This window comes from Blautia difficilis (assembly GCF_014297245.1).
Classification (GTDB): Bacteria; Bacillota; Clostridia; order Lachnospirales; family Lachnospiraceae; genus Blautia_A; species Blautia_A difficilis.
Genome location: NZ_JACOQG010000034.1, coordinates 1 through 20,576, shown reverse-complemented (window position 1 = coordinate 20,576; position 20,576 = coordinate 1). Strand labels below are relative to the sequence as shown.

Annotated in this window: 25 protein-coding genes and 4 pseudogenes; 23 read left to right on the top strand and 6 right to left on the bottom strand. The window is 38.5% G+C overall.

Annotated features, from left to right (window positions below):
• Nucleotides 1–10: 10 nt before the first annotated feature.
• A complete protein-coding gene (locus H8Z82_RS14955; protein WP_019161203.1) occupies nt 11–301 on the top strand; it encodes an HD domain-containing protein in 291 nt (96 codons plus the stop codon).
• A gap of 317 nt (nt 302–618) precedes the next feature.
• Here the strand turns inward: H8Z82_RS14955 and H8Z82_RS14950 are convergent, their stop codons facing one another.
• A complete protein-coding gene (locus H8Z82_RS14950) occupies nt 619–1,380 on the bottom strand; it encodes a relaxase/mobilization nuclease domain-containing protein (protein ID WP_119244231.1) in 762 nt (253 codons plus the stop codon).
• Nucleotides 1,347–1,669 (bottom strand): annotated as a pseudogene (locus H8Z82_RS14945) (MobC family plasmid mobilization relaxosome protein). The gene H8Z82_RS14950 and the pseudogene H8Z82_RS14945 overlap by 34 nt, the downstream one beginning before the upstream one ends.
• A 249-nt stretch (nt 1,670–1,918) precedes the next feature.
• Between H8Z82_RS14945 and H8Z82_RS14940 the strand changes: the two are divergent.
• Nucleotides 1,919–2,308, top strand: coding sequence for an MmcQ/YjbR family DNA-binding protein (locus H8Z82_RS14940; protein WP_119244230.1), 390 nt, complete (start codon nt 1,919–1,921; stop codon nt 2,306–2,308).
• 57 nt (nt 2,309–2,365) lie between these two features.
• On the opposite strand, the gene H8Z82_RS14935 is transcribed toward H8Z82_RS14940, so the two are convergent.
• Together H8Z82_RS14935 and H8Z82_RS14930 are read right to left on the bottom strand one after the other, a co-directional pair.
• Entirely contained in the window at nt 2,366–2,566 is a 201-nt protein-coding gene (locus H8Z82_RS14935; protein ID WP_008688136.1) for a helix-turn-helix transcriptional regulator, read from the bottom strand.
• A gap of 56 nt (nt 2,567–2,622) precedes the next feature.
• Nucleotides 2,623–3,354, bottom strand: coding sequence for a helix-turn-helix domain-containing protein (locus H8Z82_RS14930; protein ID WP_008688138.1), 732 nt, complete (start codon nt 3,352–3,354; stop codon nt 2,623–2,625).
• A 194-nt stretch (nt 3,355–3,548) separates the two neighbouring features.
• Here H8Z82_RS14930 and dinB point away from each other — a divergent pair.
• The 19 genes and pseudogenes from dinB to H8Z82_RS14845 all read left to right on the top strand — a co-directional run bounded on the left by dinB (nt 3,549) and on the right by H8Z82_RS14845 (nt 13,535).
• Nucleotides 3,549–4,796: pseudogene (gene dinB / locus H8Z82_RS14925) on the top strand (DNA polymerase IV).
• Between the two features lie 14 nt (nt 4,797–4,810).
• A complete protein-coding gene (locus H8Z82_RS14920) occupies nt 4,811–5,023 on the top strand; it encodes a LexA family protein (RefSeq protein ID WP_020993357.1) in 213 nt (70 codons plus the stop codon).
• Nucleotides 5,024–5,035: 12 nt separating this feature from the next.
• A complete protein-coding gene (locus H8Z82_RS14915) occupies nt 5,036–5,275 on the top strand; it encodes a hypothetical protein (RefSeq protein WP_117677473.1) in 240 nt (79 codons plus the stop codon).
• 250 nt (nt 5,276–5,525) lie between these two features.
• Nucleotides 5,526–5,681, top strand: a complete 156-nt coding sequence (locus H8Z82_RS17425) for a hypothetical protein (protein ID WP_242986925.1) — start codon at nt 5,526–5,528, stop codon at nt 5,679–5,681.
• A gap of 21 nt (nt 5,682–5,702) precedes the next feature.
• Nucleotides 5,703–6,098 (top strand): hypothetical protein, encoded by a 396-nt coding sequence (locus tag H8Z82_RS14910; RefSeq protein ID WP_015524973.1) that lies wholly within the window; start codon nt 5,703–5,705, stop codon nt 6,096–6,098.
• 9 nt (nt 6,099–6,107) lie between these two features.
• On the top strand, nt 6,108–6,479 hold the full coding sequence (locus tag H8Z82_RS14905) for a hypothetical protein (protein WP_008708198.1): 372 nt from the start codon (nt 6,108–6,110) through the stop codon (nt 6,477–6,479).
• A gap of 277 nt (nt 6,480–6,756) precedes the next feature.
• Nucleotides 6,757–6,921, top strand: a complete 165-nt coding sequence (gene rd / locus H8Z82_RS14900) for a rubredoxin (RefSeq protein ID WP_020993356.1) — start codon at nt 6,757–6,759, stop codon at nt 6,919–6,921.
• 76 nt (nt 6,922–6,997) lie between these two features.
• Nucleotides 6,998–7,432, top strand: a complete 435-nt coding sequence (locus H8Z82_RS14895) for a bacteriohemerythrin (protein WP_019161195.1) — start codon at nt 6,998–7,000, stop codon at nt 7,430–7,432.
• Nucleotides 7,433–7,693: 261 nt separating this feature from the next.
• Nucleotides 7,694–7,843 (top strand): hypothetical protein, encoded by a 150-nt coding sequence (locus H8Z82_RS14890; RefSeq protein ID WP_015524977.1) that lies wholly within the window; start codon nt 7,694–7,696, stop codon nt 7,841–7,843.
• Between the two features lie 179 nt (nt 7,844–8,022).
• Nucleotides 8,023–8,232, top strand: coding sequence for a DUF6219 family protein (locus tag H8Z82_RS14885; protein WP_008708189.1), 210 nt, complete (start codon nt 8,023–8,025; stop codon nt 8,230–8,232).
• 3 nt (nt 8,233–8,235) lie between these two features.
• Complete coding sequence (gene bcp / locus H8Z82_RS14880; protein ID WP_118247816.1) at nt 8,236–8,691, top strand: thioredoxin-dependent thiol peroxidase; 456 nt, start codon at nt 8,236–8,238, stop codon at nt 8,689–8,691.
• Nucleotides 8,691–9,437, top strand: coding sequence for a peroxide stress protein YaaA (gene yaaA, locus H8Z82_RS14875; protein ID WP_005421606.1), 747 nt, complete (start codon nt 8,691–8,693; stop codon nt 9,435–9,437). The genes bcp and yaaA overlap by 1 nt, the downstream gene beginning before the upstream one ends.
• Before the next feature lie 89 nt (nt 9,438–9,526).
• Nucleotides 9,527–9,727: pseudogene (locus tag H8Z82_RS17420) on the top strand (rubrerythrin family protein); the annotation flags it as partial.
• Nucleotides 9,728–9,798: 71 nt separating this feature from the next.
• Entirely contained in the window at nt 9,799–9,969 is a 171-nt protein-coding gene (locus H8Z82_RS14870; RefSeq protein WP_408610039.1) for a desulfoferrodoxin family protein, read from the top strand.
• A 77-nt stretch (nt 9,970–10,046) separates the two neighbouring features.
• On the top strand, nt 10,047–10,205 hold the full coding sequence (locus H8Z82_RS14865; protein ID WP_005339874.1) for a rubredoxin: 159 nt from the start codon (nt 10,047–10,049) through the stop codon (nt 10,203–10,205).
• 153 nt (nt 10,206–10,358) lie between these two features.
• A complete protein-coding gene (locus H8Z82_RS14860) occupies nt 10,359–11,105 on the top strand; it encodes an SDR family NAD(P)-dependent oxidoreductase (protein WP_019161209.1) in 747 nt (248 codons plus the stop codon).
• Between the two features lie 89 nt (nt 11,106–11,194).
• Nucleotides 11,195–11,500: a thioredoxin gene (trxA, locus tag H8Z82_RS14855; RefSeq protein WP_117854274.1), complete on the top strand. Its 306-nt coding sequence runs from the start codon at nt 11,195–11,197 to the stop codon at nt 11,498–11,500.
• Nucleotides 11,501–11,515: 15 nt separating this feature from the next.
• Nucleotides 11,516–11,836, top strand: a complete 321-nt coding sequence (locus H8Z82_RS14850; protein ID WP_118631025.1) for a rhodanese-like domain-containing protein — start codon at nt 11,516–11,518, stop codon at nt 11,834–11,836.
• A gap of 1 nt (nt 11,837) precedes the next feature.
• A complete protein-coding gene (locus tag H8Z82_RS14845; RefSeq protein WP_118631026.1) occupies nt 11,838–13,535 on the top strand; it encodes an FAD-dependent oxidoreductase in 1,698 nt (565 codons plus the stop codon).
• A 114-nt stretch (nt 13,536–13,649) separates the two neighbouring features.
• Here the strand turns inward: H8Z82_RS14845 and H8Z82_RS14840 are convergent, their stop codons facing one another.
• Nucleotides 13,650–14,333: a Crp/Fnr family transcriptional regulator gene (locus H8Z82_RS14840; protein WP_044997044.1), complete on the bottom strand. Its 684-nt coding sequence runs from the start codon at nt 14,331–14,333 to the stop codon at nt 13,650–13,652.
• Nucleotides 14,334–14,978: 645 nt separating this feature from the next.
• Here H8Z82_RS14840 and H8Z82_RS14835 point away from each other — a divergent pair.
• Nucleotides 14,979–18,335 (top strand): hemoblobin-interacting domain-containing protein, encoded by a 3,357-nt coding sequence (locus H8Z82_RS14835; RefSeq protein WP_186995551.1) that lies wholly within the window; start codon nt 14,979–14,981, stop codon nt 18,333–18,335.
• Nucleotides 18,336–18,502: 167 nt separating this feature from the next.
• Here the strand turns inward: H8Z82_RS14835 and H8Z82_RS14830 are convergent, their stop codons facing one another.
• Nucleotides 18,503–20,053, bottom strand: coding sequence for an IS3 family transposase (locus H8Z82_RS14830; protein WP_186995550.1), 1,551 nt, complete (start codon nt 20,051–20,053; stop codon nt 18,503–18,505).
• 176 nt (nt 20,054–20,229) lie between these two features.
• On the opposite strand from H8Z82_RS14830, the pseudogene tnpA reads away from it, so the two are divergent.
• A pseudogene (gene tnpA / locus H8Z82_RS14825) lies at nt 20,230–20,469 on the top strand (IS200/IS605 family transposase).
• The last annotated feature ends 107 nt before the right edge of the window (nt 20,470–20,576 follow it).

The following is a 20,576-nucleotide window of genomic DNA, read 5'->3' as shown; positions in this document are numbered from 1 at the left end:
AAGATCAAAAATGAAATTTGATGTGCTGGGGTTATTAGCAGCCTGCTCATATGCATTGGACTGTGTAGAGGCAGAGCTGATTAAAGTAACAAACAATCATTCTAAACGTGTGGCACATATGGCGGTTTGTACTGCTGAAAAAATGGGTATACAGGGTCAAAGCCTGCAGGATCTGGCAGAGTGTGCATTGCTGCACGACAATGCAGTGGCACAATATATTCAGGAAGAGCTTCAAAATGACTCTTTACGTAACGGGGTGATGAAGCTGGGAAGGCATTGTACCATAGGAGAAAAATTCTGAAAAATATACCGTTTCATAATGATGTATCTAATGTCATACTGTACCCCCCCCCATGAAAACGCTGATGGAAGTGAACCTTTTGGAAAACAATGGAATGAAAAGAAGCTGTTGCGAAACAAAAGAAGTAGCAGAAGCGAGCAAAACGGAAAAAAGAAGCAAGGGATAATCTGACCAAAGAAGAAATCTTGCAAGATGACCGATTTTTCTTTATTGCCGGTTATACCTCCGGAGGTGCACCGTATGGTGTCACCTGGGAGGAAATGGGTCTGAAACCTTGGGAAGATTTGGAAGAAAATGAGTGATTTGCTAGTGTACTCTTATTTATCTCTTGTGACAGAAACAGGTTCCCTTTTTGTCGGAAGTAAGTCTGAACTGATCTCTGGAGCATTGAGTAGCGCAGTGAAATTCTGCTGAATGATATCCAGTGTATTCTGCTTTTTCTGCAATTCCTGTTTTTCCCGGAGGGTAGCAGCCTGTTCAGATTCAAGATTTTCAATTTGCTTCTGGATTTTATTAGAGCTTGGGATTTTGGTAACATCGAGATCCTGAAGCTCTTTTTTTAGTGAATCGTGGAGCTGGTATTCTGCCTGATGCTTGGTACGGTAAGCTTTTGGATTTTTAGCAGATTTGCAATTTTCCTGGCAGATGCGATTACTGATCCGGCAGATTTTATGGTAGCTCCGCTTATTGGAAACATACTTGTGATGATCAACAAAACTTGCTGCATTAAAGATGATGTGGTTATGAATATGATTTTTATCAACATGGGTGCTGATCACGTATTCATATTTTCCTTTCAGTACTTCGTCTGCAAATTGTTGCCCTAAGCGATGGGCATTTTCGGCATCAACTTCTCCAGGTTTAAATGACTGGATCAGATGAAATGCCAGGTTATCGCCTTTGTCCATTCCATTCTTTTTTGCCATTTCTCTTGTCATAGAAAATTCAAGATCTGCAGTTTCTGGGGAACAGCCAAAACTGGAAACTAACAGTTTTTCATCTGTTTTATCTGGATTCGTGATGTAGTCCAGAGCTTTCTTGTCTGTTACTTTAATGGGGAAGATCTTAAGATACGCCATAATTCTTTCATCATCTCTTTCAATTCTTTCATTTCTTCCGGATACAGATCTCCGGTGCTGTTTACTTTTTCGCAATCTGGTTGATATTTACGCCAATCTTGTGCATTTCCTCATACTGTTTCTTCAGTGGAGTGGTATCGGTGTTGACGATGTAACCGTCGATTGCCATTTTCCGCAGATAAGCTCCCATGTTTTTGGTCTTTGATTCTATCATCTTCCTGCGGATCAGCTTCCGCTCTTCATCTGTGACATAAAAATGGATTTCTTTGTTTCGTTTTCTTTCAGCCATTGGTAATTTCTCCTTTCTGAGAGGGCAGTAGTATCGCTGCTTTCAGCGTTTTTCAATTTAGGGCAGGGTACCCTAAATTGGGATTTCCCGGAAGTGTATCCTCACTTCCTGTCCTTGCTGTTTTACTCCTCTATTAGTTAAAGTCAGGAGAATCGGGAAAATGCAAAAGAATTTGACAGGTAGTATAGGGAACAAAAATGTGGTATGATTATGGACAGGATATTAGAAGAATCAGGAGTTGAATGAGTTGTGAAGAAAGAAGAAATATTTGAATATGTGCAGAAACAGTATGGCACACTTCCGGAATATCTATGGAGTAAACTACCGGACAGTGCAGTACTCCGACATAAAAATGGAAAATGGTATGCAATGATCATGACGGTTGAAAAATCGAAACTGGGATTAGATGGAAAAGAGCCGGTTGATATCATGGACGTAAAGTGTGATCCGGATATGACAAATATGATTATTCAAACTTATGGATTTTTACCTGGATACCATATGAACAAGCAGCACTGGATCACGATTTTACTGGATGGTTCAGTCAGTGAAGCAAAGGTACTGGACTTTTTAGATATGAGTTATGATCTGATTGACGGAGCAGGCAGAAAAGAAGAAAATGTAAGTGGATTACAGTGATTTTTGAACAAAAGGAAAACCGGGGATTTTACTCCTCGGTTTTCTGGCTGTTGTGCTTCAGTCTTCAATTTGAAAAATATCTTCTACAGGCACTTTCAGGTAATGTGCCAGCCGGATTGCAATCTCAAGAGAGGGATTACGTTCTCCACGTTCGATGCGGCCTATAGTCTGGCTGCAGGAACCTATGGCTTCAGCCAAATCTGCTTGAATGAGATTCCGTTCTTCACGAATATCTTTTAGTGTATTATTGATTGCCATTCAATCACTTCCTTTGCTTATTGTTATCAGCAGGATCATGAACCTGCTGTTGAAATCTAATGAAATCCCGGAATTTCTGCACCTTTGCATTTCCCGATTACTTTTCCAAATATCTTAAAAGAGTCAGATTCCAAAACCTGGATAGGACGATATTTTTGATTTAAAGAGATCAGATAAACACCATCTGGCTCATCGTGTAATTCCTTGATGTAAGTATTGCCGTTGAGATAGAAGATTCCAATTTCACCATTAGCAAGAGAATCTTTTTTTTGAATCCATGCAACATCGCCTGTATGATAAAGTGGCTCCATACTGTCACCGGAAATCCGTACACCAAAGTCAGTCTGCTCAGGAGCAAGGTGTCCTACGTCATAGGTTTCTTTTACAGAATCCTCCAGGTAATTTCCAGTACCAGCAGAAACTGGTTCCCAGGTAATTTCTACAGGATGATGGAATGGGATAATCTTTGCAGACAGTGGAGAAAACTTTTTAGAAGCTTTCAAAATATCAGCAAATTCAATCAATTTATTTCTGCCTTCTTCATTCAATCCACTCATAATGTTATATGGGTTTTCTCCAAAGAAGGATTCATATATATCTTCGATATCAAGTAACTGGCAAAGTGTCAGGAAAACATGTAAAGCTGGTTCTCGTGCATTGGTCTCCCATTTGGAGATTGCTTTTGTAGTGACCTGAATACCTTCCTGAGAAAGCAGGTCTACCAGATCTGATTGAGAGTATCCTTTCTTTTTTCTATTTTCTGCTAATATTTCCCCGAAATCACGCATTTGTTCGCCTCATTTCTATTTGAATTTTCTATATGCATTATACCGTATGTTAGAAATAAAATCAACAATAATCTCCAAAATGGAGAAAATACAACCAAGATGTCACTTGACTATCTCCGAAATGTCGATATATACTAAACATACAGAGATTGATAAGACATTATGTTGAAGGAAACAGCTGGGAGGTGAAAAGTTTGAGTGAGCGTGTGATCCTGCATAGTGATATGAACTGTTTTTATGCCAGTGTAGAAATGTTACATCATCCGGAATTTGCCGGAATGCCTCTGGCAGTCGGTGGCGATCCGGAAGCCAGACATGGAATTGTACTGACAGCAAATTATATTGCCAAGAAAAAAGGAGTAAAAACCGGAATGGCATTATGGCAGGCAAAACAGATTTGTCCGGAAATCATATTTGTACCACCACGGATGGATTTGTATTTGAGATTTTCACAGATGGCAAGAGAAATTTATTCGGAGTATACGGACAAGATCGAGCCATATGGAATTGATGAAGCCTGGCTGGATGTATCGGACAGCAGAAATCTGAAAGGAAGCGGAATGACGATTGCAAGAGAAATCAGCCATCGGATTAAATACGAACTGGGTGTAACGGTAAGTATTGGAATTTCCTGGAATAAGATTTATGCGAAACTTGGTTCAGATTATAAAAAGCCGGATGCAATCACAGAGTTTAATCGAGAAAATTATAAAGACAGGACATGGCAGCTTCCAGCGTCAGATTTGCTTTATGTCGGAAGACAGACAAATAAGAAATTGCAAAAACTTGGAATCCGGACAATCGGGCAACTTGCGGAATCAGACGAAAAGTTGTTAGAGAGTCATTTTGGAAAAATAGGAAATGTATTATGGGCTTTCGCAAATGGCTGGGATGAAGATCCGGTTTGCAAGGAAGGATATGAAGCACCAATAAAGTCGATAGGTAATAGCACTACAACACCGAGAGATCTGGAAAATGATCTGGATGTCTGGATCATTCAAATAGCATTGGCAGAAAGTGTAGCTGCACGATTGCGGAAACATTGATTTAAATGCAAAACAGTAGAAATTACAGTTCGAGATAATGGATTGTATAGTTTTTCCAGACAGATACATTTACGACAGCCAACGAATATTACAAACGAGATTGTAACTGCAGCATTTCAGCTATTTAAAGATAATTACAAATGGGAACATCCCATTAGAAGCCTGGGAATCAGAGCTGCGGATCTTGTGTTAGATGATATTCCCGTGCAGTTGGATTTATTTGGAAATCAGGAGAAAAAGGAAAAGTTAGAGAAGCTGGATCGTACTGTAGATGAGATCAGACGACGTTTTGGTTATTTCAGTATACAGCGAGCGGCAATGTATCAGGATAAAGTCTTATCCCACTTAGACGCTGGTACGCACACGATCCATCCACACAGTTATTTTCATGGGTAATTGGAGGGATAGATTTGAAAAAAGTATTAACCAGAAAACAGAAAGAAAGTTATCAGTGTATTTTGAATTATACGAAGGAGCATGGATACCCGCCGACAGTTCGGGAATTTGGAAAACTGATCGGAGTAAGATCAACATCATCTGCTTTTTCTAGAATCAAGCAGTTGGAGCAAAATGGATATATCCGCAGAATCCCGGCATCGCCAAGAGCAATCGAGATTTTATAGTGAGGTGTCGGCATGAACAAAGTATATGTAGATGTAGTGGCAGAGTTCCGGAAAGACGGACAGCTGGTTCCCATATTTTTTACATGGGAGGATGGAAGAAAATATAGTATTGACAGAATTTTGAAAATTGAGCGATGCGCCAGCAAAAAGGCAGGCGGTGTAGGAATGATGTATACCTGTATGATACAGGGGCAGGAAAGCCACTTGTTTTACGAAGTGGATAAATGGTTTATGGAGAGAAAAACAGCATAAGGAGAGATTGGTATAGACGATATTATTTGGATTATTAACCGGCAGGGATAGTCACTTTCCCTTTATATTCCTGCAGGTTTTACATAAGAAGATGGATTTCGGTCAGCAAAGGCAGCTCCCACAATGCCTTTTGGATATCCGCTTCTGCAAATTGTAGTAAGTAATTGCTTCCCATCAAAATCATGGGGAAAGCGAACTGGTCTGAAAGACCGCCAGTTAGTGTGATGATGATAAGGAGATTTTGAAACTGATGACAGACAGAGATTATGCAATTAAATCAATGAAAGAAATTACCTTCCAGATGGCAAGTCATGCACAGGATTATCTGGAAGTTACAATCGAAAGACATTATACTGATATTAAAGAACTGATGACAAGCTATCAGAAACTGATTTTAGAAAACTAGGTTGTATTGGAAGAACTGGATATGGAGTGCCAGGAGAAAATCAATGAAGATATGGCATATGCATTGAGTTATCTGAGCATTTATAACAATCAGCTGAATGTGCCAAAGATGCACCGGGAAATGAATAACCTGATGATCATTTATGGCTTGTCTGATATGATCTATCGTGGAATGACACTGGTGAAGTTCTATGCACCGAATGGTGTGATGCTCAGTGAAATCCTTCATTCCTGTTTTTGCAGTCATTATAATAAAACAGATGTGGAAGTACAGCAGGAGTTAGGAATAGGCAGGACTTCTTTTTATAAAATGAAGAAGCAGGCACTTGGATATTTAGGATTTTATTTTTATGAGATCGTGGTACCGCAGGCAAAGGATAAAAGATTTAAACCGTCACTGGGCGTTGAGGAAGAGTAGGTGAGTAATATGAGATACGAAGATTCGATGAAAGGTGTAGCTGATCAGATAATCAAAGAACAGCAGCGAGTCAGTAAAATTAAAAACAATCCAGAAGAGTTCCATTGGCATGACGAATATGCAACGTTGAATTTCTTTCGGTTTATCTGCAAAAATATCGGTAACTTGAGAAATGGAGAAATTGAAAAAATGGTCACACGTTTAAAGAACATAGATCAGAAAGCAGTGGAAAACCATGTGAATGGTGCTGTTTGGGCATTTGATTATGATAAGATGTTCTGTGTATTGATGGAAAATGAAATTTGCCGAAAGGTGTGTGAAAAGAATAAATATAACAGTTGGATGAATCTGATTGGACAGTATTGTGTTTCAAGGACTTAAAGACGAAAAAAGTTGTTGGAGAGAAATAATTTCCAGCAACTCTGTCTTTAATGAATAGAGTTCATTTTTTTATTCAACTATTCCCATGATATATACAATATGTAAATTTGCAATTCAAATATCAGTTTATGCTAAGTGTAATAATAATAATAATTACTATTATTGACAAGAGAATAATTATCATGTAAAATACAGATATACAAGAAACAAAGTGTTAGAAAAAATTGCTATGAACTTGGTAAAAAAAATAAATCGACATTGAAAAGGGAAAATGACTATGATAAAATATGAATGTGAACCATGTGGATATATTTATGATCCGGCAGTAGGAGATCCAGACGCTGGTATCGATCCAGAAACTGCATTTGAGGATATTCCAGATGACTGGACATGCCCAATCTGCGGATTAGGAAAAGATGTTTTCGTTCCTGTAGAAGACTAAGAAGAAAATGCAGGTACGAAACTGCCAGACATTAAAAGAGTCTAAGAGAACATATAAAAGAAATGGAGGTCAAATTATGACTTACGATTTAAACATTACCTTTGATGACAATTTAGTAACAGGAAATAAAACAATCGATACACAGCACAAAGAATTGATTGACCGTATTCAGAACTTTGTAATTGCCTGTCAAAATGGCGACAGCAAGGTAAAGGCGATCAAACTTCTGGATTATCTTAACGAGTATACTGACTTTCATTTTAAAGAAGAAGAAGCACTTCAGGAAAAAGCCGGTTATCCAGAGCGTGAAAAACATTATGAAAAACATGAAGAGTTTAAAAAGACAATTCAGGAACTGTATGAATACCTTCAGGAGTATGAAGGACCAACAGATCGGTTCAGTGAACTTGTACAGAAAAATGTAATCGACTGGCTGTTTGGACACATTAAAACATACGACCGCTCTGTGGCAAAATTTATCTTTATGAAACAAAATCCAGACCGATGCTAAAATAAACCAGGGAACGAGTTCACTCAGAATGTAGACAACGTGATGAAGTAAACTAGGGGCTGTCACAATGCAGCCCCTTTCCTGTTATAGCGATATTCTAGGTAATATATTGCGCTGGCATGACATATTATTTTACTACTACTATATGGGAAGAGCAAGCAGCTCTTCTTTTTTTGTCCTTTTTATCCAATTTTAAATTGTAAAGTCTCTTTTCATTCGACAAAATTCTCCACAGACAGAGGATATGCGACGAGCATTGATATGAACATCTATTTATGGAAAGAGGATATTGAAGACGGGGAATCGGTAATGACAGCCGAATATAGACCTGTAGAATACGGAAAGGACTATGATGTTGTCAATAATCCTGATAAATTTCAACTATATATAGATGGAAAAGAGATTAAATAGTAATCTCCTGAAAGCAAGCTCTTTGTCAATTATTTCAAAGAAAAATTAAAGGATAACAATACATAGTTTTGACAATGATATTTTGAAAAATTTTATAGGAATGCTCTATTATCAAATTGACATAGGAATATGGTAGCGTATAATTAGAATTGAATACACTGAAAAAATGGAGGAATTACATGAAAGCACATAAATATTGGTCAGTAGGAGCTTTAATCACAATGATTGGAACTTTTTATACAGGATATAAAGGGTTAAAAGCAGCACACAAATACTTTGCATTTGGCTCTCTGATATGCATGATTATGGCAGTCTATTCTGGTCATAAAATGATTTCGGGTAATAAAAGAACAAGAAAACAGGTGAAAAATACAAAAGCTGAGGAATAGTAAATGTTAGAGTTAGGAATAAAAGCACCGGATTTTAAATTGCCGGATCAGAACGGAGAAGTGCATAAATTAAGCGATTATGCAGGGAAAAAAGTGATCTTATATTTTTATCCAAAGGATAATACACCAGGATGTACGAAGCAGGCATGTGGCTTTTCTGAGCGTTATCCACAGTTTACTGAGAAGGGAGCTGTTATTCTCGGAGTAAGCAAGGACTCTGTAGCGTCTCACAAGAGATTTGAAGAAAAATACGGACTGGCATTTACGCTATTAGCAGATCCGGAGCGTAAAGTTATTGAAGCATATGATGTCTGGAAAGAAAAGAAAAATTATGGAAAAGTATCTATGGGTGTAGTAAGAACTACATATCTTATTGATGAACAGGGGATTATTATAAAGGCAAATGATAAAGTCAAGGCTGCAGATGATCCTGAAAATATGCTTAAGGAATTAGATTAATGAAGATAATATTATCCCCTGCTAAAAAGATGATTACAGATACTGACAGCATAGCGCCGGATGGATTGCCTGAATTTATTGAAAAGACGACAGAGATACAAAGTTGGTTGAAAAGTAAGTCAAAAGAAGAACTGAAGACTATCTGGAAATGTAATGACAAAATTACAGAACAGAACTTCAATAGATTGGAAAACATGGATCTTTATCATTTACTTACCCCAGCTGTCTTATCATATGAAGGAATTGCTTTTCAATATATGGCTCCATCCGTGTTTGAGGACAGTCAGTTCGAGTATGTACAAAATCATTTGAGAATAATATCTGCATTTTATGGTGTGTTAAAACCAAGGGATGGTGTGACGCCTTATCGTTTGGAAATGCAGGCGAAGGTTGGAATAGGAGAAACAAAAAATCTGTATGAGTACTGGGGAGATTTATTATACCGCTCAGTGATTGATAACAGCAGGATTATAATCAATCTGGCATCGAAAGAATACTCTAAGTGCATAGAAAAATATCTGACACGACAGGATAGATACATTACGATTACATTTTGTGAGTTATCAGGAGATAAACTGGTGACAAAAGGTACATATGCTAAGATGGCCCGTGGTGAAATGGTTAGGTTCATGGCTGAAAACAGAATTGAAAATCCTGAGGATATTAAGAAATTTGATAGACTAGGCTATTCATTCCGCTCTGATTTATCATCAGATGCAGAATATGTTTTTGAACGGAAAAAATGATGATTGAATGATTATTTTAAATAAAAGGTAATCAGTAATATTGATTATTATAATAATAGTAATTATTACTATTATCTATTGACAATAAACAGATTGAGAAGCACCACGAAGAGAGATATCGTGCACTTCTTAAGAATATTGAAACTGCACAGGTGTTTGAAAAGAGTGAAGTAAAGGTATGGGAATGCCGTAACTGTGGGCATGTTGTGCTAGGAACAAAGGCACCTGAGATATGTCCAGTATGTAACCATCCACAGAGTTATTTCGAAGTACGTGAAGAGAACTATTAAAGAGAAGGAGATTATTACAAAGAAGAGAAGGCAGTCAGGTTCATGTCGTGGTCGGAGAGACAAAACATCCAATGCTTGAAGAGCATTTCATCGAGTGGATTACATTAAATACAAACCAGGGAATATATAGAAAACAGTTAAATCCAGGGCAGGAGCCGGTAGCAGATTTTTGTCTTTGCGATGGAGAATATGTAGAAGAAGTATACGCATACTGCAATCTTCATGGGTTCTGGAAATGTTAAAAACACTTGACATTCGTGCTAAGATTACAAAATAATTCAGATACAATAGTAATATATTTATAAGGAGGAACAAACTAATGAAATATGTATGTGACGTTTGCGGATGGGAATATGATGAAGAGGAAGGTTATCCTGAAGGTGGTATTGCACCAGGAACAAAGTGGGAGGACGTTCCAGAAGATTTTGAATGCCCATTATGTAATGTTGGAAAAGATCAGTTTTCAGAAGTTGAATAAAATTCTGATTATTTAAATACGGATAAATAAACAAAAACCCTGGTGCGTGTGAGCAACAGGGTTTTTTATTGCGATAGTTTGTGATGATATCACAGAAAATGATTTACCTTTTGCTTATAATGTAACTACAAACAAAGTAAGGAGGTAGTCTAAATGAGATTAAAAGATAAAGTTGCAATCATTACGGGTGGAAGCCGTGGTATAGGATTTGCTACAGCTGATAAATTCTTGAAGGAAGGTGCTTCAGTTGTGTTGGCAGCAAGTTCACAGGAATCGGCAGATATTGCTGTAGATAAATTAAAAGAAAAATATCCCAATGCAATAGTTGCTGGAATTAGTCCAAATCTGGCAAGCATGGAGTCTGTCAGAAAGGCTTTTAAAGAGGCAACTGAAAAATATGGATGTGTCGACATACTGGTAAATAATGCAGGGATTTCAGAAAACACCTCTTTTATGGATTATACAGAGGAGACTTTTGATAAAGTCATGGATCTAAATGTAAAAGGAGTATTTAATACTACTCGTGTAGCTGCAGAATGTATGGTGGCAAGAGGCAAGGGGGTCATTCTCTCAACTTCTTCCATGGTGAGTATTTCTGGACAGCCAAGTGGGTTTGCTTATCCTGCGTCCAAGTTTGCAGTAAACGGATTGACTGTATCATTAGCAAGAGAACTAGGACCTAAAGGTATTCGTGTTAATGCTGTTGCACCTGGGATTACAGAAACTGATATGATGAAGGCCGTGCCAAAGGAAGTTATCGAACCTATGATTGAAAGAATTCCATTGCGTCGTCTTGGACAGCCAGAAGATATTGCCAATGCGTTTGTGTTTCTTGCTTCAGATGAGGCGAGTTACATTACAGGTGTTATATTAAGTGTAGATGGTATGGCAAGAAGTTAAGTCAATGTGGTATGGTGATGTCATCACAGAAAAGAAATAAAATTCAGATTATAATAAAGCCACAAAGAAATGATAGGGAGGATTATAAAATGACTGCAATTAATATCAATAAAAATAATTTCCAGAGTGAAGTAATGAATTCTGATAAACCTGTCCTTTTGGATTTTTGGGCGCCTTGGTGTGCTCCTTGTCGTATGGTGGTTCCTATCATAGAGGAGATTGCAGGTGAACGCCCTGATATCAGAGTTGGTAAAATCAATGTGGATGAGCAGCCTGAACTGGCAAGTGAATTTAGTATTATGAGTATCCCAACTTTGGTGGTTATGAAGAATGGGAAGATCGTACAACAGGTTTCAGGTGCGAGACCTAAGAATGCAATTTTAGAAATGCTTTAAGGAGGAGGTGCACTAATGGGATTTTTTGATTTCCTTAAACAGGCGAATATTAATCAAGGGATAGAGGAATATAAAAGGACTGCTGGTGCAGTTCTGCTGGATGTACGTACTCCGCAGGAATATCAGGAAGGGCATATACCAGAAAGTAAAAATGTACCGTTACAACAACTTAACAATGTTGTTTCAGTAGTGAAGAATACAGAAATTCCACTGTTTGTATACTGTTATTCCGGTTTACGAAGTCGCCAGGCAACTGGGATACTGCAACGAATGGGATATTCTAAAGTAAATAATATCGGTGGCATTGCAGCTTACTCAGGAAAGGTGGAAAAATAAGATGAAGGTAATAATTGTAGGAGGTGTAGCCGGAGGAGCTACAGCCGCAGCAAGAATACGCAGACTGAATGAACACGCTGAAATTACTGTGTTTGAAAGATCCGGATACATATCCTATGCAAATTGTGGACTTCCATATTATATTGGAGACGTGATCACAGACCCGGAAGAACTTACACTACAGACACCAGAGAGTTTTTTTAAACGCTTCCGTATTAACATGAAAATTCATCATGAAGTTATCTCCATACATCCGGAACGTAAAACGGTTTCAGTGAAGAATTTAGAAAACGGTGAAATATTTGAAGAAAATTACGATAAGCTGATCCTTTCTCCAGGTGCAAAGCCAACACAGCCGAGACTTCCTGGAGTAGGTATTGATAAACTATTTACACTTCGTACTGTAGAAGATACTTTTCGGATAAAGGAATATATAAATAAGAATCATCCAAAATCGGCTGTATTGGCTGGCGGCGGTTTTATTGGTTTAGAGCTGGCAGAAAATTTGAGGGAGCTTGGCATGGATGTTACGATTGTCCAGCGGCCTAAGCAGCTGATGAATCCATTTGACCCGGATATGGCATCCATGATCCATAATGAAATGAGAAAGCATGGAATAAAACTGGTACTAGGCTATACAGTAGAAGGATTTAAAGGAAAAGACAATGGAGTGGAGATCTTATTAAAAGATAATCCATCCCTTCAGGCTGATATGGTGGTGCTAGCAATCGGAGTCACACCAGACACAGCATTAGCAAAAGAAGCTGGTCTGGAACTTGGCATCAAGGGAAGTATTGTAGTGAATGACAGAATGGAAACTTCTGTACCGGATATTTATGCAGCAGGTGATGCAGTTCAGGTAAAACATTATGTTACGGGTGATGATGCGCTGATTTCTTTAGCGGGACCTGCTAATAAACAGGGCAGGATCATCGCGGATAACATTTGTGGTGGTGATAGTCGTTACCTGGGCAGTCAGGGAAGCTCCGTTATCAAAGTATTTGATATGACAGCAGCCACTACAGGTATCAATGAAACCAATGCCAAAAAGTCAGGATTAGAGGTAGATACAGTAATTCTTTCTCCTATGAGTCATGCCGGTTACTATCCTGGTGGAAAAGTGATGACCATGAAGGTGGTTTTTGAAAAAGAAACCTATCGTTTGCTTGGTGCTCAGATTATTGGATATGAAGGCGTTGATAAACGTATTGATGTGCTGGCAACAGCAATTCATGCAGGGCTGAAGGCAACCCAGCTGAAAGATTTAGATCTCGCATATGCACCGCCTTATTCCTCTGCCAAGGATCCTGTAAATATGGCTGGATTCATGATAGACAATATAGCGAAAGGTACCTTAAAACAATGGCATTTGGAAGATATGGATAAGATTTCTAAAGATCAAAATGTGGTGTTGCTGGATGTGAGAACGGTAGGTGAATTTAACAGGGGTCATATGGATGGATTCAACAATATTCCTGTAGATGAACTGAGGGAACGAATTAACGAAATTGAGAAAGGAAAGCCTGTGTATCTGATATGCCAAAGTGGTCTGCGCAGTTACATTGCCAGCCGTATTCTGGAAGGAAATGGATATGAAACATATAACTTTTCCGGTGGATTCCGCTTCTATGATGCAGTGGTTAATGACCGTGCGCTGATCGAAAGGGCATATGCATGCGGTATGGATTATAAAAAATAATCATAATATTTTTATAATTTTCTCGTAATATAAAAAGATCCCCCATTTATTAGAATGACTTTCATAATTCTGATAAATGGCGGATTCTTCTTTATATGTTACAGAAAAACAATTTTATGACCTTTGGAGTGTTTCCAGTCTTTTTGAATCAAGGATTGTGATTTTGCCGCGGGAGAGTTTGACGAGACCCTCGCCTTGAAAGTATCGAAGCATTCGAGTGATAACTTCCCTGTGGGAACCAAGATGATTAGCAATCGTCTCATGAGTGATTTTCAGCTCGTTTGTTCCTTCGATAGAGGTTTCTTCTAAAAGAAATGAAGCAACACGCTTATCCAAACTCTTCCACATGATTTGTTCAATCAGCCACATGACATCAGAAAAACGGGTAGCCATTAACTCATTGGTATAGTTTGCGACAGGAGCAGATTCCTTCATGATGCCCTTATAGATTTCAGCAGGAATGATCCAAAGATCAGTATCTTTTTCTGCTTCAATGGTTACTTCAAATTGAATGGAGCGTATGATACATGAGGCGGATAAAAGACACATATCCATATCGAACAGACGGTAAAGTGTAATCTCTCGTCCTTCATCTGAAAGCATGTAGGTTCGAAGCTGCCCGGATTTAACCAGTAATAATCCAGTACAATCCAGGTTTCCATTGTGAATGATTGTTCCTTTTTTTACATACTGTGTGATTAAATTGTCTGAAATTAGTTTTTTCTGTGCTGTATTTAAGTCATTCCATAGTGGAAAATAATTTTCGAAGTTCATAACCGTTATCTCCTTTACGAACATAGTATACTTGTTTTTTTTAGATGCGTCAATCGCATAATTGACATATGCCATAAATAAAAAGAATGTTAATGGACCTTATTGGAGAGGGGCATCAGCAAACACCTGCATTGCCGATTGATACCATTCCTGGGCATCTTTTTCGTCGTTTAAGCGTAATTTGCAATTTATTATTCAGAAAATTTATCACTGTAACGAATATGCATATCTTCCCAATCCATGAACAATACATAAAATACTCTTCCGTATTGCTGGCTTTCTACGATTCTTCCATGGTCAAGTACAGAAAGGTAGATTTACCCTCCGAACGGGCAGCTCTATTATATCAGAAACCCCGTACCAACCGAGGATTTTGGCCGGGCAGGATGAAATTTGTCAACAGGATACTGCCTGATTTATGAGATACTTTCTCAACAGTGGCATGAGAATTTTCTTGCATTTTCACACGGGTTAGAATATACTAACCAACAGAGTTAACTGAAGCAAACTATTGCGTGATTTGCTCATTTAAACTTCTATTGAAGAACTGAGATGAATCGGAGGATTTTATCCGCTTCATCTGAAATGAGATGATGCACAGATAGCTTTAAGTCAGGGACGAAATGTCTTTTGCCCCTGATATCATATTACAGGAGGAGAAAGAAACAGATGAAGAAAAGAATGGCAATTCTGATGTCTATGGCAATTGCGGCAAATATGATTGCTTCTGTACCGGTATGTGCAACAGACATATTTACAGATTCAATGACTACGGATTCAACGATCACACAGGAGGCAGATGATGATTCCTTTAGTGATGGATCGGGAACACCAGATTTTGCGGATGAGCAGGACAATGTACAGGCAGCTCAGGATAAGGGTACACAAAGTGCGAAAGAACCGCCGGAGGTGACGGCAGAATATGACTGGGGAGATCTTTATTTGAATTGCAGTGAGGATTATATAACTCATATTGCTAAAATTACTGTGAATGATGCGCAGTGGAGTCCAATAAAATATAGTTGGGAGGCGACTGAAAAAACATATAAGCTACTTACGACTGATCATAAGATTCAGCTCTATACATCGAATTCGATTAGTCAAGATGATAGAATTGTAATCACCAGTACCGGATACAAGGATCTTACTTTAAAGGTAACAGGAACCGGAAAGCAATGGGCTGTTGAAAAAGTAACTTCACAGTCTGAACCTGAACAGACCAAAGATGCACCAACATTTGTGGGAGATCAAGTGGAAATTTCATATACAGACTACAAGATCATTAAACCAGCTGATGAAAATACTGATTCTGATTACATCAGTAAAATCACAGAAATATCTGTAGATGGGACAAAATGGGATAAAACAAATTCTGCAGCAGCATTATTTGGCAGAAATGCATATTATCCAGACAGCAGTGAGAATCGTGTTGTATTTGATTCAACTGTACTTCACACTGGAAATGTCATTACAATAAAAAGTGATGGATATAAAGAACTTTATCTTAAGGTAAATGCAGAGGGAAATGCCTTCACAGTTGTTGCAACTGATTCCGATAAAACTAATATTAACGGTGCATCCAACGGAGTGAACACTCTTCATGTCAGATTAAAAGGATACTTCGAAAGCGCTGTTACAGGGCAGAAGAAATACGATGCAGTTTCAGGTGCATCCACTTCTGTTTCATCCAACAAAAACAGTAATGTAGTTGTGGAAGCGGCAGATCTTCCGGATGGGAAGGAACCTGTTGAAGATGACTGGAAGGAGTTAACAAAAACAAGTGTAAAAATTGACACAAAGAATACAAAGGTAAACATTGACAGTAAAAGTGGAATGGCAGGGATGTATTCCACATATGACAGTTCTCTGTCTCTCAGCGGAACTCCTGCTGAAATCGGTACATATCCTGTCAGTGTTACAGTAACTGATGAATCAGGGCGTACAGTAACAAGTAATGAGCTTACTTTCAAGGTTTACAGTACTAAGGAAAAACTGGCAGATCATCTGAAGCTTGAAAATGCAACCAAGACTGCAGATGGAAAATATATGTACGATATGGATCCATGGGTAATTCCTGATTTTAATGATACAGATGATATTGTAACAGTCCCGGCAGAGATTAAAGCCTGGTATGGCTCTCATACCAGCGGTACATATGGAGAACTGGGATATGCTGTTTCAGAGGGAGAAGCTACAACTCAGACATTGATCATACCGGATGGATGTAACCTTACAATGGTCAATATGAAGGTTCTCAGCAGTGTGAAGATAAAAGTAGAAAATGGCGGAACATTGAATCTGAGAGATTCTTCCATATATGGACAGATTGAAGTAGAAAATGGTGGAACAATATCTGTCAACCATGATGATTATAGCGGAAAATTCCTGACAGGTACTTCAATCAATGGACAGCTGATTCTGAATAATGGAGCGACCATAAAGAATTCCATGATCTACTCCAACACTAATTTCCTTCCCAATGGAACACAGGCACGTCACAATACATCACCCGTTGTTGTTACAAACGGAAATGTAAAGGTGGAAGGAAAAGTATATATCAAAGGTGATGAAGCTGCCACAGGAAAAAACTACAGCGGACAGCCGGCCCTGAAAGTCAGCAGCGGGACACTTACTATTGGCGAGGGCAGCCAGCTTGCAGCATACGGTGGAGGAAACATAGCAACTACTTCAGTTGGCGGTGCAGCGGTGATTCTTGACAACGGAAAGATTTCCGGAGCAGGAACGTTGATTGCTGTTGCAGGACGAGGAGATGGTGATAACGGTGGTAATGCAGTTGAGGGCACCGGAAATGTAGAAACAGCAAAAGCATATCTGGAAGGAGGTTCTACTTATTCATTTATGAACAAAAACGCAGAACCAGGTAAAGCGTATACTGAATCTGTCACTATATCTCCTTCTACAAAAGGAACAGCGGTAAATGGTAAAAAAATGACTTCCAACAGTGAATCTGCTCCGGATACATATTGGAGTAACATTACAGAAACACCGGATAATAAAATTCAGAACTGTACCATATCAGACACTACAATCATACAGACCGTAAATCCATCACCATCGGTAAGTCCGTCACCGTCAGTAACTCCATCACCGTCGGTAAATCCATCACCATCAGTAAATCCATCAGTAACGCCAGCACCAACTGTTACTCCGATACCGGATACTTACCCGGAGGGGACTGAGAAAGATAAGAATGGAAATCTCGTTACACCAAAAGGAATCGTGATCAGTTCAGATGGAACTGTAACACTTCCGGATGGCACGAAGCTGACACCTGATGCAGATGGTAAAAAGCCAACTGTAAATAAAGATGAAACTGTAACAGATACAAAAGGAAATATCTACAGTACAGACGGAAGTATCACAGATTCAGACGGAAATTATACCAGACCTGCAAAAGCAGTTATAAAGAATGTATCTGTTTCCAAAAACTCTGTAAAAATGGTGCTGAATGAAGAGTGTAAGGGTGCTCTTAACTATGATTATGTAATCGGTACCTCTGAGGATATGCTTAAAACAAGACAGTATACAAAGGTTTTGAAAAATCAGAAAGAACTGAAGTCTGCGTTTGCATATATGGATAAGGGAACCTGGTATGTAGCGTGTCACGCATGGCTTAAGGGTGAAGATGGCAAAAAAGTATTTGGACAGTGGTCTGAGATCCATAAAGTAGATGTGAGTGCCATTACGCCACAGACACCTGTAATCAGTAAAGTAACCGTGAAAGGTTCCACAGTGACAGTAAAATATACGAAGAGCAAAAACTCTCAGGGATATGATGTTGTTCTCAGTGACACCCTTACCAGAACTAACGGACAGAAGCGCCCTGCTGTTTCCGGAGAGAATTATTATGTAAAAAAGATAAAAGGAAATACAGTAACTGTTACATTTAAGAACGTTAAATCAGGCACTTATTATATTGGTTTACATGCATGGAACCGTACTTCTGAGGATAATTCAAAAACATTCAGCGAATGGTCAAATGTCAGAAAAGTTAAAATGAAATAAAAAATTGTGAATAATGGTTGAATAAATCAGAGGGGATACCGGCAATGCACATTATACATTGCAGTATCCCCTCTGATTTGTCTGGAATGTTGAAAAAAACTAAAAACTTAAATGAAAAACTAAATTCCATCTGTGGATTATTGGGGGGGTGCGGACGTTTTCTTGGACTAAGTTGCTATTCCTAGACTACGTCTATACTCAAGTGGGCTCATTCCACCAAGTGACATTTTGATTCGATCTTCATTATACCAGTGCATATATTTATCAAGTTCATTAACGAACGATTCTATAGAAATATGATTCCAGTTTCTGTTATAAAACATTTCATTCTTGAGGCGGCCAAAGAACCCTTCACATGCAGAATTGTCCGGAGAACATCCTTTTTTTGACATAGAACGGGTCAGTGCAGCCCCATCCATCAAGTTTATCCAATCTGGCCATCGATAATGACAACCTCTGTCCGAATGAACCAAAGGACGTTCATTATCTTTCAATGTGTCAATTGCGTTGACAAGCATGGTATTCGCCAGCTCAGCATTTGGTGAAGTTCCTATTGTCCACGAAACAGCCATACCATCAAAGCAATCTATTATAGGCGAAAGATAAATTTTTCCTGCAGGTATATGAAATTCAGTTATATCGGTAAGCCACTTCTGATTTGGTTGAGGTGCTGAAAAATCGCGATTGATTACATTTTCAACCTCTGGACTTAATTCACCTTTATATGAGTTGTATTTACGTTTCTTTGTTGTTTTTACTAGTAGTTGTTCCTCATTCATTATACGACGAACGACTTTTTCAGAGACAATAATGCCCTCTCGTTTTAGCAGACAATGTATACGCCGATAGCCATATCTTTCCTTATTGTGCACAAAGAGTACTTTTATTTTCTCGCGAATCTCTTTATATTTATCTTCACGTTTTATGCATTGTACCTGATAACAATAACTGCTTTTAGAGAGCCTTAGAATCGGTAATAGTTCATTTAACTTATATTGATTTCGTAGGGCATCAATCAAGAATACTTTTTCGCGATTTGTCAATTTATCGAGACTGATGCCCTTCTCTTTTTTTAAGATATCACCGGCTTTTTCAAGGACATCTCGTTCTAATTGCAACTTGTATACATCGCGTTCGTGGCGTTTGACTTTTGCTTCTAATTCAGCCTTTTCGCGCATCAGTTCATCAATAGATTTATCATTAGCAGAGGGTTGTTGCATTTTCAATATTCTCCCTTCGCTAAGCAGCTCTTTTCTCCAAGTGGAAACCGCAGAAGGGGTAACACCGTATATCTCAGCAATTTGTGATATCTTTAAGTTACCTCTGCATGATTCCATAACTGCCTGGATTTTTTCCTCTTGAGAACATCTTACATGTGGTTTAAAAGATTTACAACATCTTTCTCCTTCTTCTGGATAAAGTTCTTTAACCCATTGAATGAGAAGTGGTCGACTGGGATACCCTAGATTCTTAACCGTCTTCAATGCATTACAATCGTGACTAAAGTAGTAATCAACAGCATCTCGTTTCTCTTTATCAGAAAATTTGCTGACTTTCTTACGACCTTGATGCAGATCATTGTACTGAGAGTACTCACGGTACCAGTGCTTTAAATTGGTCACATCAGGATACCCCAATTTACGTACAGTATACGCAGCATTGTAACCACAGTTAATATAAAACTTTACAGCGCGGATACGGTCTTCGTATGAATACATATGAACCTCCTAAAACTTATTTGGTCCAGGATTCTGTCCGCACCCCCGGGGGTCCAAAACCGGAATTTAGTTTTTCATTTAAGTTCTCCCTATAAAAAGCTGTATCCAGCATTATAAAAAGAAAATATGTTCGATATTTTATTGCGGAATTTTTGATATCATGGTATTATATATGTATGAAAGAAAATCTTATACATTACCGTACTTGTGTGTGTAATATTAATTATCATATGGTATGGTCAGTGAAATACCTGAAGGGGATTTCCGGCAGGAAACTTTTCGAACGTTTTCCGGAAATAAGAAACCAGCTTTGGAAAGGGTAACTGTGGAACCATTCCTATTATGTGGAAACGGTCGGATCTGTATCGGAAGAAAATATCCGCAGGTATATCGAACATCAGAGCAAAGCGTACTGATACGATGGAGGAGAGGAAATGCTGCTGTCAAAGAAAACATCCATAAAGGTCAGCCGGGAATATGCGAACCTCATCGGGCATATGTGCTATGCAGCATCCAAGCTCTG

Excerpts from the sequence above, each read along its gene's own strand:
- H8Z82_RS14955 (WP_019161203.1), top strand. The coding sequence starts at position 11 with ATGAAATTTGATGTGCTGGGGTTATTAGCAGCCTGCTCATATGCATTG.
- H8Z82_RS14950 (WP_119244231.1), bottom strand. The coding sequence starts at position 1,380 with ATGGCGTATCTTAAGATCTTCCCCATTAAAGTAACAGACAAGAAAGCT.
- H8Z82_RS14935 (WP_008688136.1), bottom strand. The coding sequence starts at position 2,566 with ATGGCAATCAATAATACACTAAAAGATATTCGTGAAGAACGGAATCTC.
- H8Z82_RS14930 (WP_008688138.1), bottom strand. The coding sequence starts at position 3,354 with ATGCGTGATTTCGGGGAAATATTAGCAGAAAATAGAAAAAAGAAAGGA.
- H8Z82_RS14915 (WP_117677473.1), top strand. The coding sequence starts at position 5,036 with ATGAACAAAGTATATGTAGATGTAGTGGCAGAGTTCCGGAAAGACGGA.
- H8Z82_RS17425 (WP_242986925.1), top strand. The coding sequence starts at position 5,526 with ATGACAGACAGAGATTATGCAATTAAATCAATGAAAGAAATTACCTTC.
- H8Z82_RS14910 (WP_015524973.1), top strand. The coding sequence starts at position 5,703 with ATGGAGTGCCAGGAGAAAATCAATGAAGATATGGCATATGCATTGAGT.
- H8Z82_RS14905 (WP_008708198.1), top strand. The coding sequence starts at position 6,108 with ATGAGATACGAAGATTCGATGAAAGGTGTAGCTGATCAGATAATCAAA.
- rd (WP_020993356.1), top strand. The coding sequence starts at position 6,757 with ATGATAAAATATGAATGTGAACCATGTGGATATATTTATGATCCGGCA.
- H8Z82_RS14895 (WP_019161195.1), top strand. The coding sequence starts at position 6,998 with ATGACTTACGATTTAAACATTACCTTTGATGACAATTTAGTAACAGGA.
- H8Z82_RS14890 (WP_015524977.1), top strand. The coding sequence starts at position 7,694 with ATGAACATCTATTTATGGAAAGAGGATATTGAAGACGGGGAATCGGTA.
- H8Z82_RS14885 (WP_008708189.1), top strand. The coding sequence starts at position 8,023 with ATGAAAGCACATAAATATTGGTCAGTAGGAGCTTTAATCACAATGATT.
- bcp (WP_118247816.1), top strand. The coding sequence starts at position 8,236 with ATGTTAGAGTTAGGAATAAAAGCACCGGATTTTAAATTGCCGGATCAG.
- yaaA (WP_005421606.1), top strand. The coding sequence starts at position 8,691 with ATGAAGATAATATTATCCCCTGCTAAAAAGATGATTACAGATACTGAC.
- H8Z82_RS14870 (WP_408610039.1), top strand. The coding sequence starts at position 9,799 with ATGCTTGAAGAGCATTTCATCGAGTGGATTACATTAAATACAAACCAG.
- H8Z82_RS14865 (WP_005339874.1), top strand. The coding sequence starts at position 10,047 with ATGAAATATGTATGTGACGTTTGCGGATGGGAATATGATGAAGAGGAA.
- H8Z82_RS14860 (WP_019161209.1), top strand. The coding sequence starts at position 10,359 with ATGAGATTAAAAGATAAAGTTGCAATCATTACGGGTGGAAGCCGTGGT.
- trxA (WP_117854274.1), top strand. The coding sequence starts at position 11,195 with ATGACTGCAATTAATATCAATAAAAATAATTTCCAGAGTGAAGTAATG.
- H8Z82_RS14850 (WP_118631025.1), top strand. The coding sequence starts at position 11,516 with ATGGGATTTTTTGATTTCCTTAAACAGGCGAATATTAATCAAGGGATA.
- H8Z82_RS14845 (WP_118631026.1), top strand. The coding sequence starts at position 11,838 with ATGAAGGTAATAATTGTAGGAGGTGTAGCCGGAGGAGCTACAGCCGCA.
- H8Z82_RS14840 (WP_044997044.1), bottom strand. The coding sequence starts at position 14,333 with ATGTTCGTAAAGGAGATAACGGTTATGAACTTCGAAAATTATTTTCCA.
- H8Z82_RS14835 (WP_186995551.1), top strand. The coding sequence starts at position 14,979 with ATGAAGAAAAGAATGGCAATTCTGATGTCTATGGCAATTGCGGCAAAT.
- H8Z82_RS14830 (WP_186995550.1), bottom strand. The coding sequence starts at position 20,053 with ATGTATTCATACGAAGACCGTATCCGCGCTGTAAAGTTTTATATTAAC.